Genomic DNA, 15,427 nt, shown 5'->3' with positions numbered 1-15,427 from the left:
GTCCAAGAAGGCGAGGCCACCTCACCCATCCCGACCACATGAGCACCGGCACCCGACTGCGAGCGCTCCGCATAGCTTTCGATCACTCCGAGAATCAGCTCATGGTTTTCTGGCACCTGTGATTTGTAAGTGTCGAGATCGACCACGAAGAAAGGGTCATCCGCCGAAAGAACGAAACCGATATGTCGCGCGCCCGACTGCGCCGCTTCCTCGAATGTTACCCAGCTATCGGGATCTGTCGAAGATGCGGGAAGGCGCGTGAGCGGATTGAAGGGGCGCTTTGGGCTGTTGCGATCATATTCGGGCCCACACACGCACCATTGCGGCCGCTTTTGCATTTCCTCCGGTATGTTCCGCCATAGACGAAGAGGCTCTTCGTTGCTCACCTTTCCTCTCCCATCACCGGGAGGGACTGTGCCCACGCTTCAACTTCGTCCAAGGCGATCCGGCTCGATCTGCCAAATTTGACGATTGAGAAGCCCCCTTGATGGGCCAGTCGATAGACGGTGGAACGGCTGACCTGATAGCGTTGGCAGAATTGCGAGAGCGTGATGAATCTGGGGCCATGAGAAATGGCCTCGCTATATGGTGTCATTGGCTGTCTCCTGTTGGCAGGGCAGCCACTTTCCGTAATCAGATTTTGGCGCCGGTCAGCAATTACATACCCCAAAGAAAAGCCGTAATTTTCTGGGGTGGCATTGGCTAAACGATCTGATCGTGAATTTCCTTCGCTTCCCGATAAGATTTCACCGCCGCTTCAACCGCCGACTCTGATATGCGAAATTTTTCGGCAGCCACCATGATAGCGACTTCCCACGTATCGGCCCGGTCATCGCGCGCTTGCGGATCATCGGCCTGATCCCCGCAATCCATGCGCTCCAACGCATATCGAGCGGCATCCCAATTGTTAGAAATGCCCACCTGCTTGGCTCCGCGCCGTCTGCGAGCGAGGGTTTTGATCTGATAGTCCGATTCCGCATCTGGATCGAACAGATCGGCGAGCCATTCGCGAGCGACTGGCGGCAACGGCTCATCGCTGCGAAGAATTTGGCTGAGAAACTTCAGATTCGGTTGCGCGCCTTTGGGAATGGGTCTGGCTGAAAAGATGACCCGCCCATCAGTGAGGGCACAACTGCTGGGAGATTGCTGCCCTTCGACCGTTTCGCGCACCGCGCGCCATTTCCAGGCTTCGTTTCCCAACGGATCAGCCAACCTAGCCTCCTATGCAAGAATATCAGGCGATGGATGGTCGATGTTCAAACGGAACGACCTCACCACCTTTACGCAGCCGGTCAAGATAACCGCTCCACCATTGCATCATCCTTACGCGCTCATCCCAATATTGTCCCCGGTTATAGATGCCGCGCACAGCATCGCTATCGCCGTGGGCGAGTGCCCGTTCGATCGCATCGGGATGCCATAACCCGCTTTGATTCAGCAGCGACGACGCAGTTGTACGCAAACCGTGGGCGGTTACTTCATCGCTGGAATATCCCATCCGACGGAACGCGACATTCATCGTGTTCTCGCTCATGGGGCGACGTGTGGTGTGGAAGGCCGGAAAAACATACCCCTCCGGACCGCTAAATTGCCGCAATTCATGCAGATACGCGACGACCTGATCCGAGAGGGGCACTGCATGGAGGCGGCGCATTTTCATGCGCTCGACAGCAATCCGCCAGATTTTCGCTTCGAGATCGAATTCATCCCATATTGCTTGCCGTAACTCGCCGGGTCGGACCATGACATGCGGCGCGATCTGCATGGCCAGGCGGGTAATGGGCGCACCTTCATACTCGTCGATGTTGCGGAGCAATTCGCCCAGCTTGGCTGGGTCAAGAATGGCGGCATGATGCTTCACCTTCGGCGCGATCAACGCACCTCCCAGCATGGCAGCCGGATCGGCCTTCGCGCGCCCAGTCACAACCGCGTAGCGAAACACACGACTGGCGAAAGCCCGAGAACGCTTGGCAGTTTCGTGTTTACGTTGGCCTTCGAGACGCCGCAGCACCGCATAGAGTTCCACCGCCTCGATCTCCGCAACCGGCTGGTCAGAGATCGGCTTGAGCTGAAGCAACAACCATTTCGCCTTATCGACTGTGACGGCAGCGCGCCCCTCCTTGGTCAGCTTTTGCTCGATATATTCCTCGGCGACTGCCTGAAACGTATTGGCGGCGCTTAGCGCGGCGGTGAGCTTGGCACGTTTCCTCTCAACACCCGGGTCAATGCCGTCTCGCAGCTGGGCGCGCGCTTCGTCACGATACTGACGGGCCTCCTTGAGCGAAACCTCTGGATAGGGGCCGAGGGCAAGTTTTCTCGGCTTGCCTGCGAAACGATAGCGGTAGCGCCACAGCTTCGATCCGCTCACGGCGATTTCAAGGCAGAGGCCCTTCTCATCGGCGACGACATAGCCTCGGCTTTGGGGCTTCAGTGCTCGGATCGCGGCATCATTCAACGCCATGGCCGCATCTCCTCACAAACCGTGTGTGTACATAGTGACGGCACCAGCCGCGAATATGGACACAGTGAGGTACACAGAATCGGTGAATTGCCCAGGCACATCGAGACACACTCCGCGACGGAACATGCCAGAAACTAGCAGTTTTCCGCCATTTTGGCGATGCTCTTAGCTACAACGGGGAATGGAAAAATGGTGCCCAGAAGAGGACTCGAACCTCCACGACCTTGCGATCGCCAGCACCTGAAGCTGGTGCGTCTACCAATTCCGCCATCTGGGCACGGGGTAGGAGCGCGCAACTAGCCGCTGGTCTGGGGGCTGTCAACGCGCTCCATGCATTATTTTTATTTTTCTGGTCTCCTGGCCCGGAGCTTCCTACGGCTCCTGTGAAAGCCTCGCCCGCCCGTGGAGACAATGCCGTGACCAGCCCCGCCATAGCCCCGCCATCCTTTCTCGCCCGCCCCGATGGCCTGCGGCTTGCCTGCCGGCACAGGCCGGGCGTGGGGCCGACGATCGTCTTCCTGCCCGGCTATATGTCCGACATGGACGGAGGCAAGGCCGTCGCCCTCGATGCATGGGCGGGCGAGCAGGGGCGGGCGATGCTGCGGCTCGACTACGCGGGCAATGGCGCAAGCGAGGGACGGTTCGAGGACGGCACCCTGGCGAGCTGGCGCGACGATGCGCTGCTGCTGATCGATTCACTGACGCAGGGGCCTGTGGTGCTGGTCGGCTCCTCCATGGGGGGATGGCTGGCGCTGCTGATCGCACTGGCGCGGCCGGGACGGGTGGCGGGGCTGGTCGGCATCGCGGCGGCGCCCGACTTCACAGAATGGGGCTTCACCGACGCGGACAAGGCGTTGCTGGCGACCGAGGGACGTTTGCTGGAGCCGACGCCCTATGGCGACGATCCTTATGTGACCACCCTGGCCTTTTGGGAATCCGGTCAGGCGAACCGGTTGCTCGCAGGCGAGATCGGCATCGACTGTCCGGTCCGCCTGTTGCAGGGACAGGAGGACCCCGATGTGCCCTGGCATACCGCCGTGCGCATCGCCGAGCGGCTGCGTTCATCCGATGTGCAGACGCTGCTGATTAAGGATGGCGACCATCGTCTTTCCCGCGACCCGGACATCGCGCTGCTGATCCGGACCGTTGCCAGCCTTTTGGACAGCCTCTGATGCCCTTTCTGCTCCCGTTGCTGCTGCTCGCCCCGCAGGGTTATGATCCGGAGATCGAGGCGGTCATGAACCGCAAGCGCAAGGAAAAGGCGGAAGCCGCCGCGTCGGCCGCCGCTGCTCCGCCCGTCGCCCCAGCGCAAGCGAGCGATGGCCGTATTCCGGTACCCGACAAATATGCGGCGAAATTCCAGGCTTGTCTCGACCAGGCGGTGGAATCGCCGGAAAAGGGTGTCGCCTTCGCCCAGCAATGGCGGATCGATGGCGGCAGCTTCTATGCCCGCAATTGCATGGGCTTTGCCTATGCCCGGGCCGAACGCTGGGCGCCGGCCATCGTCTCTTTCGAGCAGGGCGCCGATGAGGCGGAGCGAGGCGGCGAAATGGTGCAGAGCGGACGGCTCTGGGCGCAGGCGGGCAATGCCGCGCTGGCCGGCGGCGATGCGGCCAAGGCGCGCGACGATTTCGATGCGGCGCTGGCGCGGGGTTTGCCCGATGGCGTGGAAAAGGGAGAGGTTCATCTCGACCGCGCCCGCGCGCTGGTGGCGCTGAACGACAGCAAGGGCGCGCGGGACTCGCTCGACATCGCGCTGGAGCAGGTGCCGAAGGACCCGCTGGCGTGGCTGCTGTCGGCGACGCTGGCCCGTCGCTCGGGGGAAATGAAGCTGGCGCAGGCGCATATCGCGCGGGCCGTGCAACTGTCGCCCGACGATGCCTCCGTCGCGCTGGAGGAGGGGAATATCGCCGTCCTGACCGATCAGGAGGATGTGGCTCGTTCCGCCTGGCAGCGCGCGGTGACGCTGGCGGCGGATTCGCCGGCAGGTAAAGCCGCCGCCGACAATCTGTCGCGGCTGCCGGCGGCCAAGGCTACGCCCTGATCGCTTGAGCGATTTTCCAGTCAGATGGCGTCATCGGACAGTCAAGAAACCGCTCTCTTCCTTGATCGGCCCGCCAATCGACCAGACACGCCGTTGATGCGCAGATGGGCGTGCATGATGCGCTGACGCCCCATGGCGCACCAGTTCGGTCGCGCCGAAAGCGCGGGAAGAACGCCCGCCGGACGATAGGCGGTTTGCAGGCGGATCAGAAGATGCCCAGGAATTTCTTCTCCTGACTCTTTTTCTCCTTCGGACCGCCCTTGCCCGATTCATCCTTGGCGGTGGTGCCGCGGCCGACATCGTCGCGCGGCTTGCCGCTTTTCGTGCGCTGGGCAGTGGCGGTCGCGCCGGCCAGGACGGGACCGCAGGCGGCGCTCTTGGCATCCCCTATGTCGACAAAGGCGAGGACGGCGGCCAGCGGACTGGCAGCGATGCCGAGTGCAGCGGCGGCACCGCCCCGCGCGATCAGTTCGGGGCTGATGACGTCGATGCCGGGCCTGGCGAAACTGCCGTGGAGGCCGATGGGCGACTGACCGGAAAAGAGGCTGAACTTCTTGCCGTCGGCGCGGAAGGCGAGGTCAAGACTTTCATTCCTGAAGGAAAAGCCGCCCCGGCCCAGCATGACGTTTTTCCGGGTATCGATGATGATGGGGTCCGCCGCCGCCACGCCGTTGCGGACGGTGAAGGCGATGAGGCCGCAATTGATCTGGACCGGTTCCTTCAGCTTCTTCTCGAACATCTTGGTGACAAAGGTTCCGACGTCGAGTTCGGAAAGCTGAACATTGCGCGCCCACATCGAACCGGCGGGCAGGATGACGGCGATGCGCCCGTTCGACGTGCTGAGAGAATCATGGAGCGTGTCGCCCAGTCCCGCCAACTGCACGCGCGCCTTGATCGTGCCGGTGGTGCCCGATTCCTCGACACCCCAGCGGCCGAGCAGCTTGCCCATGGGCGTGGGCGACAGGCGGACGTCATAGCGGGCGCGCACGGGATGGCCGCGCGCGTCGATGGCGATGTCGGAACTCACATGGCCGCCCGACATGTCGAAGGTCAGCGGCGACAGGGTGAGCAAGCTGTGGTCGAGCGCCAGAGTGAGGCCGATATTGGAGATCGGGACATGCTCCGCCCGGACGCGGCGCACCTCATATTTGAGCCGGGCATCGAAATTGCGCAGGGCTTCGACCCGGAGCGGCGCATCGGGCAGGATGCGCGGCGTGCCATTGACGGTGGTGATCGCGCCTTTCGCGCCCTGCGCCTCCAGCCTTTGCGGATCATAGCCGATGACGGGACCGATATCGACGATGTCGAGCGTCTGCGTCGTCAGGTCGGCGTTCAGCAGCAGGCGGTTGTCGGGGAGCGAAACGGTCAGCCGCCCGGCAAGGTCGCTGTCGCCGAAATGGCCCTTGAGATGGGTGAAGCGCCATTCGCCATCCTGTTTGGTGAGCGCGGAGGTCAGGCGATAAGTGCGGGTTTCGGGGATAGCGACGCCCAGGAAGTCGAACAACAGGGCCAGATTGGGGCCGCCCGTGATGAGGCGCAGGTCCGCGCCCTCGATCTCGGTCGCGCCGGGAAGGGTGCCGCTGACCTCCAGCATGGTGGCGCCGGCCTGAGCGTGCAGGGCAAGACTGTTCTTGCCCCCTGTCACCGTTTCATTGGGGGAAAGCAGGCCGCCGCGCAGGCTGAAGGGGCGGCCCCGCATGGTGCCGTTGCCGGAGAAGCGCACGTCGCTCGCGAAGCGGGTGTCCTGCGTCGTCACCGTTTCGAAGCCGATGTCGGTGGCGAGTTGCATCCGGGGATCGCGATAGCGCAGGGTCGTGCCCGCCAGCAGGGCGCGGCGGATCAACGGCAGGTCGAGCGGTTCGCCCTTCCTGTTGGGATCGCCGAAGGTCCATGTATTGCTTTTGCCGTCGCGCGACCATTCGAGATCGGCGGCGGCGTTGCGCAGGTTGAGCCAGCGAATCTTGTATTTGGCGCCGAAGAGCAGGCTGAACGGGGCGATGCGGCTGTCGATCAGGTCGGCGCGGAAGACGTGGGGGCGGGTGGCCCAGGGCGTGTTGGCGATCGTCATCCGTTCGGCGCGGAACTTGATGAGGAAGGGATCGAAATAGAGCTGAAAATCGCCGCCGACGAGGACGGAGCGCTCCAGGCGGTGGGTCAGGAAGCGTTCGAACGGATGTTTCAGGAATCGGCCCTTGGTGATGAACAGGATCAGCCAGAGCGCGACGATGATCCCGACCATCCAGAGCAGGATGCGGATCGGCAGGGGCAGTCCGCGCCAACGCTCGCGGGCGCGGTGGAAATGCTGGCGCGCGCCGCCGGGGTGCGGCACCGCCTGCGCCGGACGGTCCGGCCGGGGAGGATCGGCATCGGCCATGACGGCTCAACGCCGTGCGCGTATTTTGGGTCCGAATCGCTTGCGTTCGGGGATGCTTCCGACTATGGGCCGCCCTTCGCGATATTCGGAAGGACTGCCCGGCTAACCAGGGCTGCCGTGGCTGTCCGTAATCGTCGCGCTGAAAAAGGAGACGAAAATGCCCAAGCTCAAGACCAAGAGCGGTGTGAAGAAGCGCTTCAAGTTCACCGCTTCCGGCAAGGTCAAGCACGGCGTCGCTGGCAAGCGTCACCGCCTGATCAGCCACAACGCAAAGTATATCCGCCAGAATCGCGGCACCTCGGTCATGTCCGACGCCGACGTGGCTCATGTGCGCCTCTGGGCGCCCTACGGCCTGAAGTAAGGAGTAGAGGCACATGGCACGCGTAAAACGTGGTACGACCACCAAGGCGAAGCATAAGAGGATTCTGGATCAGGCGAAGGGCTATTATGGCCGTCGCAAGAATACGATCCGCATCGCCCGTCAGGCTGTCGAAAAGGCCGGCCAGTACGCTTATCGCGACCGCAAGGTCAAGAAGCGGACCTTCCGTGGTCTGTGGATTCAGCGCATCAACGCCGGCGTCCGCGCCGAGGGCCTGACCTATTCGCAGTTCATGCACGGCCTGAAGCTGGCCGGCGTGGAGCTGGACCGCAAGGTTCTGGCCGACATTGCGATGCACGAAGGCGAGGCGTTTAGCGCCATCATCGCCCAGGCGAAGGCTGCGCTGCCCGCAGCTTGAGCCTAGACCGGTCGCAAGATCGTCAAAGGGGCGCCGGGGCATAAGCCTTCGGCGCCCTTTTGCTTATGCGGCAAGGGACGGGTCCCGGCGTGCATCCAACGCCGCCCGCCCCTTTCCTTGCGCGGCGCGGCCCGCTAAGGCGCGCCCATATTTCCGCCTTATCGGGAACGACACTGGAATGAGTGAAATTGCCAATCTGAAAGCCGGCCTGATCGCCGACATTGCCGCGGCCGATACGCTCGACGCGCTGGAAGCGCTGCGCGTCGGCGCCATGGGCAAGAATGGCGTGGTGACGGGGTTGCTCAAGACCCTTGGCGGCATGAGTCCCGAGGAACGGCTGGAAAAAGGCCCACCGATCCAGGATTTGCGAGAGAGCGTGACGGCGGCGCTGGCCGACAGGAAAGCGGCGCTGGAGCAGGCGGCGCTCGACGCCAGGCTCGCGGCCGAGAAGATCGACATGACCTTGCCCGCCGATCCGGGTGCGCAGGGGTCCGTGCATCCGGTGTCCCAGGTGATGGACGAACTGGCGGAGATTTTCGCGGATCTCGGCTTTTCCGTTGCCACCGGGCCGGAGATCGAGGACGACTGGCATAATTTCACCGCGCTCAACATTCCGGAAACGCATCCGGCGCGGGCGATGCACGACACATTCTACTTCCCCGATGCTGAATCGGGCAAAAAGATGCTGCTGCGCACCCACACCTCGCCGGTGCAGATCCGCACGATGATGAACGGGGAGCCGCCGATCCGCATCATCGCGCCGGGCCGCGTCTATCGGTCGGACAGCGACGCGACGCATACGCCGATGTTCCATCAGATCGAGGGGCTGGTGATCGACAAGGGCATCACCCTTGGGCATCTGAAGTGGACGCTGGAAACCTTCCTCAAGGCCTTTTTCGAGCGCGACGACATCGTGCTGCGGCTGCGGCCGAGCTATTTCCCCTTCACCGAGCCTTCGGTCGAGGTCGATGTCGGCTACACCCTCACCAACGGCCAGCGGGTGATCGGCGGCGACGGCGACGCGCCGGGCGGCGGCTGGCTGGAAGTGCTGGGCAGCGGCATGGTCAACCGCCGGGTGATCGAGGCGTGCGGCCTCGACCCGGATGAGTGGCAGGGCTTTGCCTTCGGCACCGGCGTCGACCGGCTCGCCATGCTGAAATATGGGATGAACGACTTGCGCGCTTTCTTCGACGGCGATCTGCGCTGGCTGAAACATTATGGCTTCTCGGCGCTGGATGTGCCCACGCTGAGCGGAGGAGTGGGCGCATGAAGTTCACGCTGAGCTGGCTCAAGACGCATCTGGCGACCGACGCCGACCTGCCGACGATCCTCAAGGGCCTCACCAATATCGGCCTGGAGGTCGAGGGCGTGGAAAATCCGGCGGAGAAGCTCGCCCCCTTCCGCATCGCCAAGGTGCTGACCGCGGAGCCCCATCCGCAGGCGGACAAGTTGCAGGTGCTGACCGTGGATGCGGGCGATGGCGCGTTGCAGGTCGTCTGCGGTGCGCCCAATGCGCGGGCCGGTCTGGTCGGCGTGTTCGGGACCGAGGGCGCGGTGGTGCCGGTCAATGGCATGGTGCTCAAGAAGACCGCCATTCGCGGGGTCGAATCCAACGGCATGATGTGCTCGTTCCGCGAACTGGAACTGGGCGAGGATCATGACGGGATCATCGAACTGGGCGCCGATGCGCCGGTCGGGCAGGTCTATGCGCAATGGGCCGGGCTGGACGATCCGGTCATCGACGTGTCGATCACGCCCAACCGGCAGGATTGCATGGGCGTGCGCGGCATCGCGCGCGACCTGGCGGCGGCGGGCCTTGGCACGCTGAACGCGATTGTCGTGCCGACTGTCGAGGGCGTCGGGCCGGGACCGGATGTGCGGGTCGAGGACGCCGATGGCTGCCCGGCTTTCTTCGCCCGGACCGTGAAGGGCGTGATGAACGGCGCATCGCCCGCGTGGATGGCGAAACGGCTGAAGGCCATCGGGCAGAAGCCGATCAGCACCCTGGTCGACATCACCAACTATATCATGATCGATCTGGGGCGGCCGCTGCATGTCTACGACATGGCGACGCTGAAGGGCGGACTGGTGGCGCGCAAAGGGCGCACCGGTGAAGAGGTGCTGGCGCTCAACGGCAAGACCTACGCCGTGGACGAGACGATGACCGTCATCGCCGACGATGAAGCGGTGCACGACATTGGCGGCATCATGGGCGGCGAACATTCCGGCGCGCAGGACGGCACGACGGACGTGCTGATCGAATGCGCCTATTTCACGCCGGAACGGATCGCAGTGACGGGGCAGAAGCTGGCGCTGACCAGCGACGCGCGCGGGCGGTTCGAGCGTGGGGTGGACCCGGCCTTCCTGGACGATGGCCTGTCGATCGCGACCGATCTGGTGGTGAAGCTGTGCGGCGGCACGGCGAGCGAGGCGACGCGGGCGGGTACGCCGCCGGTGGCCAGCAAAACCGTCAGCTACGACCCGGCGCGATGTCTGGCGCTCGCCGGCGTCGATGTAGCGGAAGCCGAGCAGAAGCGGATTCTGGAGCGGCTTGGCTTCGGGGTCGAGGAGAGCTTCTCCGCGAACTGGACTGTAACCGTGCCGAGCTGGCGCCGCGATGTCGACGGCTGGCCCGATATTGTCGAGGAAGTGGTGCGCATCGTCGGGCTGGATCAGGTGCCCTCCACCCCGCTGCCCCGCATGCCGGGCGTGGCCAAGCCGACCGCGACCACGGAGCAACTGGTCGAGCGGCGCGTGCGTCGCACCGCGGCGGCGCGTGGGCTGGCCGAGGCGATCAACTGGTCCTTCCTGTCGGACAAGGAAGCCGCCTCCGTGGGCGGCGGCGACTGGACGCTGGCCAATCCGATCTCCGAAGACCTCAAGGTCATGCGGCCCTCGCTGCTGCCCGGCCTGCTGTCGGCCACGCGGCGGAACATGGATCGCGGGGCGGTTGCGGTGCGGCTGTTCGAACTGGGGCGGCGTTATTTTGCCGGCCAGGATGATGGGAGTTGGGAGCGGGCGACGGTCGGTTTCGTACTGGCGGGCGAGAAGGTCGCGCGCGGCTGGCAGACGGGCAAGGCACAGGCTTTCTCCGCCTTCGACGCCAAGGGCGAGGTGATCGCCCTGCTGGCGGCCGCCGGTGCGCCGGTGGCGAACCTTCAAAGCTTCGGCGATGCATCCAGCGCCTATCATCCGGGCCAGTCGGGCACGCTGCGGCTGGGGCCGAAGATGGTGCTGGCCGAATTTGGCGTGCTGCACCCCAGCCTTGCCAAGCAATTCGGGCTGGCCGGTACGGTCGTCGCAGGCGAGATATTCCTCGACGCGATTCCGGCCAAGCGGGCCAGCGGCTTCATGCGCGCGCCCTATGCGCCGCCCGCCTTGCAGGCGGTGAAGCGCGACTTTGCCTTCCTCGTCGACCCGTCGGTCGAGGCCGATGCGCTGGTCCGCGCGGTCAAGGGCGCGGACAAGAAGGCGATTGTCGATGCGCGGCTGTTCGACGTCTTCGTCGGTCCGGGCGTGGAGGATGGCAAGAAGAGCCTGGCCATCGAAATCACGCTTCAGCCGGGTGACAAAAGCTTCTCCCAGGAGGAGCTGGACGCGATCAGCGCGGCGGTGGTCACGGCCGCCGGGAAGCTGGGCGGCACGCTCCGGGCTTGAGGTTGGGGGGCGCCTATTTTCCGGCGGCGCCCTCTGCCTTTTCCTGCGGGGTCGGCGGCGGACTCATGATCTTGCAGCCCTTGTCCGCCGCCAGCCCGCGCAGATAGCCGCGCCGGGCGATGCCGGCGGTGACGGCGGCTTGCAGGCGACGCTCGGCAGGCGCGGCGCCGCTGATCTCCCGCACCAGGCCGCGAAAGGGGATGATCGAATTGACGATCGTCTTGCCGACCGCTTCCGCGATCTTGCCGGTGCGGTTCTCATTGGCCTTCTGGCTGACGGTGAAATCCGGGCCAAGGACGGCGTCCAGTTCATCGAGCGAGGATTTCAGCCCCTTGCAGGTCCGCGACGGCGGGCGCCTGTAAGGATTCTCCACCGCATCTTGCAGGACTTGCGGAATCTTGCCCTTGTCGATGCCGACGTCCCGGGCCGGTTGGGTGGCGATGTTGCCGGCTTTTTTGAGAGTGTCGTCTTTTTTCCCCTGCTCCTGCGCGATGGCGGAGGTCGACAAGAACAGTAGCGCAGCTACCCCGATCCATTTCATTCATTTTTCTCCGTGTTGCTTCTGCAACCGCTTGAGATAGGGCGTGGTTCCTTGCCGGCTTCATCGTTATGCCGGTGCCCAAGGAGATTTGAGCCCATGGCGGACGATTTCATCAGCATCGCTTCGAACGGCCTGAGCGCCAGCATCCATCCGCTGGGCGCGGAGCTGTGGTCGTTCAAGGATGCGGACGGGCGTGAATTGATGACCGATGCCGATCCGCGCTGGTGGACGGGGCATGCGCCCTTGCTCTTTCCCTTTGTCGGGCGGTCGCGGAATGATGCCTATCGTTTCGAGGGCCGGGAATATCCGATGCCGCAGCATGGCTTTGCGCGGCGAGAGAAGTTTGCCGTGGCAGAACGCAGCGCCGATGCCGTGACCTTCCGGCTGGAGGCGGATGCGGAGACGCGCGCGGCCTATCCCTTCGATTTTCGGCTGGACATGCGTTTCTTGGTCGAGGGGCGGACATTGCGGATGACCGCGACGGTCGCCAATCGGGGCGGCACCGACATGCCCTTTTCCTTTGGCTACCACCCCGCCTTTGCCTGGCCTCTCCCCTATGGCGGGACGGCGGAAGAGCATCGGGTGCTGTTCGAGAAGGCCGAGCCCGCGCCGATCCGCAAGGTGGGCGATGAGCCGGGCCTGATCGCGCTGGAAAGCGCGCCGTCGCCGGTCGAGGGCAAGATATTGGCGCCGACCCATGCCATGTTCGAGGGGGACGCGCTGATCTGGAACCGGCTGGAGAGCCGCAGCCTGTTCTGGGGCGTGCCGGGGCGGACCGGGCTTCGGATCGACTTTCCCGACACGCCCTGGCTTGGGCTGTGGCAGAAGCCGGGCGCGCCCTATCTCTGCGTCGAGCCTTGGGCCGGGATGGCCGATCCGGTCGGTTTTACCGGCGATGTGTGGGAAAAGCAGGGCATCATGCGGCTCGCCCCCGGCGGGGAGCGGCGGTTCCGCATGGATGTTGGCATCGCCGGCTGAGGCACGGCTGGCGAATCCGGAAGGACTCGCTATATGGGCCGCCCATGAGCATTCCTTCCCGCCGCACCTTTGCCATCATCTCGCACCCTGACGCGGGCAAGACCACGCTGACCGAAAAGCTGCTGCTGGAGGGCGGCGCGATCCACCTGGCCGGCGAGGTGAAGGCGCGCGGCGCGAACCGGCGCGCCCGGTCGGACTGGATGAAGATCGAACAGCAGCGCGGGATTTCCGTGACCAGCTCGGTCATGACCTTCGAGCGAACGCGCGATGGCGACACGATCACCTTCAACCTGCTCGACACACCGGGCCACGAGGATTTCAGCGAGGATACCTATCGCACGCTGACCGCCGTGGACAGCGCCGTGATGGTGATCGACGCGGCCAAGGGCATCGAGCCGCAGACCCGCAAGCTGTTCGAGGTCTGCCGCCTGCGCAACGTGCCCATCATCACCTTCGTCAACAAGGTGGACCGCGAAGGCCGCGAGACTTTCGGCCTGCTCGACGAAGTGGCGGACCAGTTGCAGCTCGACGTCTGCCCGATGAGCTGGCCGGTCGGCATGGGCGGCGAGTTTGAGGGCATTTACGACTTCGCCACCAACCGGCTGATGCAGCCCAGCGGGCCATCCAAGGAATTTGACGGCACGCGGCATCAGTTCAGCGGTGTCGATGACCCCAGGCTGGCCGATTATCTGTCCCCCCGCGCGCTGGAGAAGCTGCGCGAGGAAGCGGAACTCGCGCAGGGCGGCTATGCCGAATTTGACCTTGAACGGTACCGGGCGGGCGACCTGACCCCCGTCTATTTCGGATCGGCGCTGAAGCTGTTCGGGGTGACCGAACTGATCGACGCGCTGGGCCAGCACGCTCCGCCGCCCCGTGCCCAGCCCGCCGAACCCGCCGCCGTCGAGCCGGAGCAGAATGAAGTCACCGGCTTCATCTTCAAGGTGCAGGCCAATATGGACCCGATGCATCGCGACCGCATCGCCTTCATGCGGCTGGTTTCAGGCAAGTTCCGGCGCGGCATGAAGCTAACTCCGTCGGGCAGCGGCAAGCCGCTGGCCGTCCACTCCCCGATCCTGTTTTTCGCGCAGGATCGTGAGTTGGCGGACGAAGCCTTTCCCGGCGACATCATCGGCATTCCCAATCATGGCGCGCTGCGCGTGGGCGACACGCTGTCCGAAAAGCCGGGCCTGCGCTTCACGGGCTTGCCCAATTTCGCGCCGGAAATCCTGCGCCGCGTGGCGCTCAAGGACCCGACCAAGACCAAGCAGCTTCGCAAGGCGCTGGACGACCTTTCCGAAGAGGGCGTGATTCAGGTTTTCTATCCCGAAATCGGGTCGAACTGGATCGTCGGCGTCGTCGGCCAGTTGCAGCTGGAGGTGCTGATTTCGCGGCTGGACGCGGAATATAAGGTCGCGGCGGGGCTGGAACAGTCGCCCTTCGATACCGCGCGCTGGGTTTCGGGGGACGACGCGGCGGTCAAGGATCTGGTCGCGTTCAACAGCGCCAATATGGCCAAGGATCGCGACGGCAACCTCGTCTTCATGGCAAAGAGCGCCTGGGACATTAGCTACCAGCAGGAGCGCCATCCCAAGGTCAGGTTCAGCGCGACCAAGGAAAGATAGGCCGGGGCCGGGCTGACGTCTGTCAACCGGAGGTCCTTTATCCTACAGGCCGGGCATGACCGATAACGCCCCCATCCCCATTGTCGTCCTTGGCCCGCTCTATCCCTATCTCGATGACGCGCTGGCCCGGCGCTTTATCGTCCATGCCGTGGCGGCGGATGCCGATCCGGCCGCACTGCCGCCGCAGGTGCGGGAGGCGTGGGCGCTGGTTTCCTTCGGGTCGGTCGGCGCCTCCGCAGCGATCATGGATGCCTTGCCCCGTCTGGAGATGATCGGCCTCTTTTCGGTCGGCTATGACAAGGTCGATGTCGATCATGCCCGGGCCAAGGGTATCCGTGTCACCAACACGCCCGACGTGCTGACCGACGATGTGGCCGATCTGGCGGTGGGCCTGCTTTATGCGACGGTGCGCCATATCGCCGCCCATGACCGGATGGTGCGGGCGGGCGACTGGGCGCGGGGCGTCAGGCCGGCGCTGTGCGGCCGCGTGACGGGCAAGCGGATCGGGATATTGGGGCTGGGCAGGATCGGGCGCGCCATCGCCCGGCGGCTGGAGCCGGTGGCAGGCGAGATCCTTTATCATAACCGGCGGCCGGCGGCGGATACCGCCTATCGCTATGTCGCTGATGCGCTGGATTTCGCGGCGCAGAGCGATGTCATCATCGTCGCGACCTCCGGCGGGCCGGAAGCACGGAGACTCGTCGATGCCGCCATGCTCGACGCGCTGGGGCCGGCGGGGTTCATCGTCAATATCAGCCGAGGCAGCGTGATCGATGAGGACGCGCTGGTGGCGGCGCTGGCGGACCGGCGGATCGCGGGCGCGGGCCTCGACGTGTTCGCGGATGAACCGCATGTGCCTGAGGCGCTGTTCGCCATGGATCATGTCGTGCTGCAACCGCATCAGGGCAGCGCCACGATCGAGACGCGCAAGGGGATGGCCGATCTGGTGCTGGCGAATCTGGATGCGTGGGCGGCGGGGGAGCCGTTGCTGACCCCGGTGGTGTAGGGACATG

General features: G+C 64.5%; 15 protein-coding genes and 1 tRNA gene. 9 read left to right on the top strand and 7 right to left on the bottom strand.

The genetic code is table 11. The annotated features are described in order from the left end of the window. The 5 genes from F7P65_RS14985 to F7P65_RS14965 all read right to left on the bottom strand — a co-directional run. A partial coding sequence (locus F7P65_RS14985) for a hypothetical protein (protein WP_205452086.1) occupies nt 1-386 on the bottom strand: 386 nt, incomplete at its 3' end. Next, nucleotides 383-595 carry a helix-turn-helix transcriptional regulator gene (locus F7P65_RS14980; protein WP_150293098.1) on the bottom strand — a complete coding sequence of 71 codons (213 nt, stop codon included), beginning with the start codon at nt 593-595 and terminating at the stop codon, nt 383-385. The genes F7P65_RS14980 and F7P65_RS14985, both read right to left, overlap by 4 nt. A 107-nt stretch (nt 596-702) precedes the next feature. Next, nucleotides 703-1,212, bottom strand: coding sequence for a hypothetical protein (locus tag F7P65_RS14975; protein ID WP_150293096.1), 510 nt, complete (start codon nt 1,210-1,212; stop codon nt 703-705). A 22-nt stretch (nt 1,213-1,234) separates the two neighbouring features. After that, entirely contained in the window at nt 1,235-2,461 is a 1,227-nt protein-coding gene (locus tag F7P65_RS14970; RefSeq protein WP_150293094.1) for a tyrosine-type recombinase/integrase, read from the bottom strand. 190 nt (nt 2,462-2,651) lie between these two features. Next, nucleotides 2,652-2,738 (bottom strand) — tRNA-Leu (locus F7P65_RS14965). A 139-nt stretch (nt 2,739-2,877) separates the two neighbouring features. Here F7P65_RS14965 and F7P65_RS14960 point away from each other — a divergent pair. Continuing rightward, the gene (locus F7P65_RS14960) at nt 2,878-3,633 is read left to right on the top strand and encodes an alpha/beta fold hydrolase (protein ID WP_150293092.1); all 756 of its coding nucleotides are present in this window, start codon (nt 2,878-2,880) and stop codon (nt 3,631-3,633) included. Beyond that, nucleotides 3,633-4,505 (top strand): tetratricopeptide repeat protein, encoded by an 873-nt coding sequence (locus tag F7P65_RS14955; protein ID WP_150293090.1) that lies wholly within the window; start codon nt 3,633-3,635, stop codon nt 4,503-4,505. Before F7P65_RS14960 ends, F7P65_RS14955 begins: the two co-directional genes overlap by 1 nt. A 205-nt stretch (nt 4,506-4,710) precedes the next feature. On the opposite strand, the gene F7P65_RS14950 is transcribed toward F7P65_RS14955, so the two are convergent. After that, entirely contained in the window at nt 4,711-6,879 is a 2,169-nt protein-coding gene (locus F7P65_RS14950; RefSeq protein ID WP_150293088.1) for an AsmA family protein, read from the bottom strand. 157 nt (nt 6,880-7,036) lie between these two features. Between F7P65_RS14950 and rpmI the strand changes: the two genes are divergently transcribed. From rpmI to pheT, 4 genes are all read left to right on the top strand, one after another. Beyond that, nucleotides 7,037-7,240: a 50S ribosomal protein L35 gene (rpmI, locus tag F7P65_RS14945; RefSeq protein ID WP_007689506.1), complete on the top strand. Its 204-nt coding sequence runs from the start codon at nt 7,037-7,039 to the stop codon at nt 7,238-7,240. A 13-nt stretch (nt 7,241-7,253) separates the two neighbouring features. Then, entirely contained in the window at nt 7,254-7,616 is a 363-nt protein-coding gene (gene rplT / locus F7P65_RS14940; protein ID WP_007689504.1) for a 50S ribosomal protein L20, read from the top strand. A 178-nt stretch (nt 7,617-7,794) separates the two neighbouring features. Beyond that, nucleotides 7,795-8,886, top strand: coding sequence for a phenylalanine--tRNA ligase subunit alpha (gene pheS, locus F7P65_RS14935; RefSeq protein ID WP_150293085.1), 1,092 nt, complete (start codon nt 7,795-7,797; stop codon nt 8,884-8,886). Continuing rightward, nucleotides 8,883-11,273: a phenylalanine--tRNA ligase subunit beta gene (gene pheT, locus F7P65_RS14930; protein WP_150293083.1), complete on the top strand. Its 2,391-nt coding sequence runs from the start codon at nt 8,883-8,885 to the stop codon at nt 11,271-11,273. The genes pheS and pheT overlap by 4 nt, the downstream gene beginning before the upstream one ends. Before the next feature lie 13 nt (nt 11,274-11,286). Here pheT and F7P65_RS14925 read toward each other — a convergent pair whose 3' ends face one another. Further along, entirely contained in the window at nt 11,287-11,814 is a 528-nt protein-coding gene (locus F7P65_RS14925) for a hypothetical protein (protein ID WP_150293081.1), read from the bottom strand. Between the two features lie 96 nt (nt 11,815-11,910). Between F7P65_RS14925 and F7P65_RS14920 the strand changes: the two genes are divergently transcribed. From F7P65_RS14920 to F7P65_RS14910, 3 genes are read left to right on the top strand one after another with little or no spacing between them, the layout of a single operon-like run. Then, nucleotides 11,911-12,792: an aldose 1-epimerase family protein gene (locus F7P65_RS14920; RefSeq protein WP_150293079.1), complete on the top strand. Its 882-nt coding sequence runs from the start codon at nt 11,911-11,913 to the stop codon at nt 12,790-12,792. A gap of 44 nt (nt 12,793-12,836) precedes the next feature. Next, complete coding sequence (locus tag F7P65_RS14915; protein ID WP_150293077.1) at nt 12,837-14,414, top strand: peptide chain release factor 3; 1,578 nt, start codon at nt 12,837-12,839, stop codon at nt 14,412-14,414. A 55-nt stretch (nt 14,415-14,469) separates the two neighbouring features. After that, complete coding sequence (locus tag F7P65_RS14910; RefSeq protein ID WP_150293075.1) at nt 14,470-15,420, top strand: 2-hydroxyacid dehydrogenase; 951 nt, start codon at nt 14,470-14,472, stop codon at nt 15,418-15,420. Nucleotides 15,421-15,427: the final 7 nt, after the last annotated feature.

The sequence above is a fragment of the Sphingobium estronivorans genome, assembly GCF_008692605.1.
GTDB classification, from domain to species: Bacteria; Pseudomonadota; Alphaproteobacteria; order Sphingomonadales; family Sphingomonadaceae; genus Sphingobium; species Sphingobium estronivorans.
This window is presented reverse-complemented; position numbering and strand designations above follow the sequence as displayed.

Bases quoted from the DNA above. Each gene is read 5' to 3' on its own strand.
- F7P65_RS14915 (WP_150293077.1), top strand. From the start codon at position 12,837: ATGAGCATTCCTTCCCGCCGCACCTTTGCCATCATCTCGCACCCTGAC.
- F7P65_RS14970 (WP_150293094.1), bottom strand. From the start codon at position 2,461: ATGGCGTTGAATGATGCCGCGATCCGAGCACTGAAGCCCCAAAGCCGA.
- F7P65_RS14980 (WP_150293098.1), bottom strand. From the start codon at position 595: ATGACACCATATAGCGAGGCCATTTCTCATGGCCCCAGATTCATCACG.
- F7P65_RS14910 (WP_150293075.1), top strand. From the start codon at position 14,470: ATGACCGATAACGCCCCCATCCCCATTGTCGTCCTTGGCCCGCTCTAT.
- pheT (WP_150293083.1), top strand. From the start codon at position 8,883: ATGAAGTTCACGCTGAGCTGGCTCAAGACGCATCTGGCGACCGACGCC.
- F7P65_RS14925 (WP_150293081.1), bottom strand. From the start codon at position 11,814: ATGAAATGGATCGGGGTAGCTGCGCTACTGTTCTTGTCGACCTCCGCC.
- rplT (WP_007689504.1), top strand. From the start codon at position 7,254: ATGGCACGCGTAAAACGTGGTACGACCACCAAGGCGAAGCATAAGAGG.
- F7P65_RS14920 (WP_150293079.1), top strand. From the start codon at position 11,911: ATGGCGGACGATTTCATCAGCATCGCTTCGAACGGCCTGAGCGCCAGC.
- F7P65_RS14950 (WP_150293088.1), bottom strand. From the start codon at position 6,879: ATGGCCGATGCCGATCCTCCCCGGCCGGACCGTCCGGCGCAGGCGGTG.
- pheS (WP_150293085.1), top strand. From the start codon at position 7,795: ATGAGTGAAATTGCCAATCTGAAAGCCGGCCTGATCGCCGACATTGCC.
- F7P65_RS14955 (WP_150293090.1), top strand. From the start codon at position 3,633: ATGCCCTTTCTGCTCCCGTTGCTGCTGCTCGCCCCGCAGGGTTATGAT.
- rpmI (WP_007689506.1), top strand. From the start codon at position 7,037: ATGCCCAAGCTCAAGACCAAGAGCGGTGTGAAGAAGCGCTTCAAGTTC.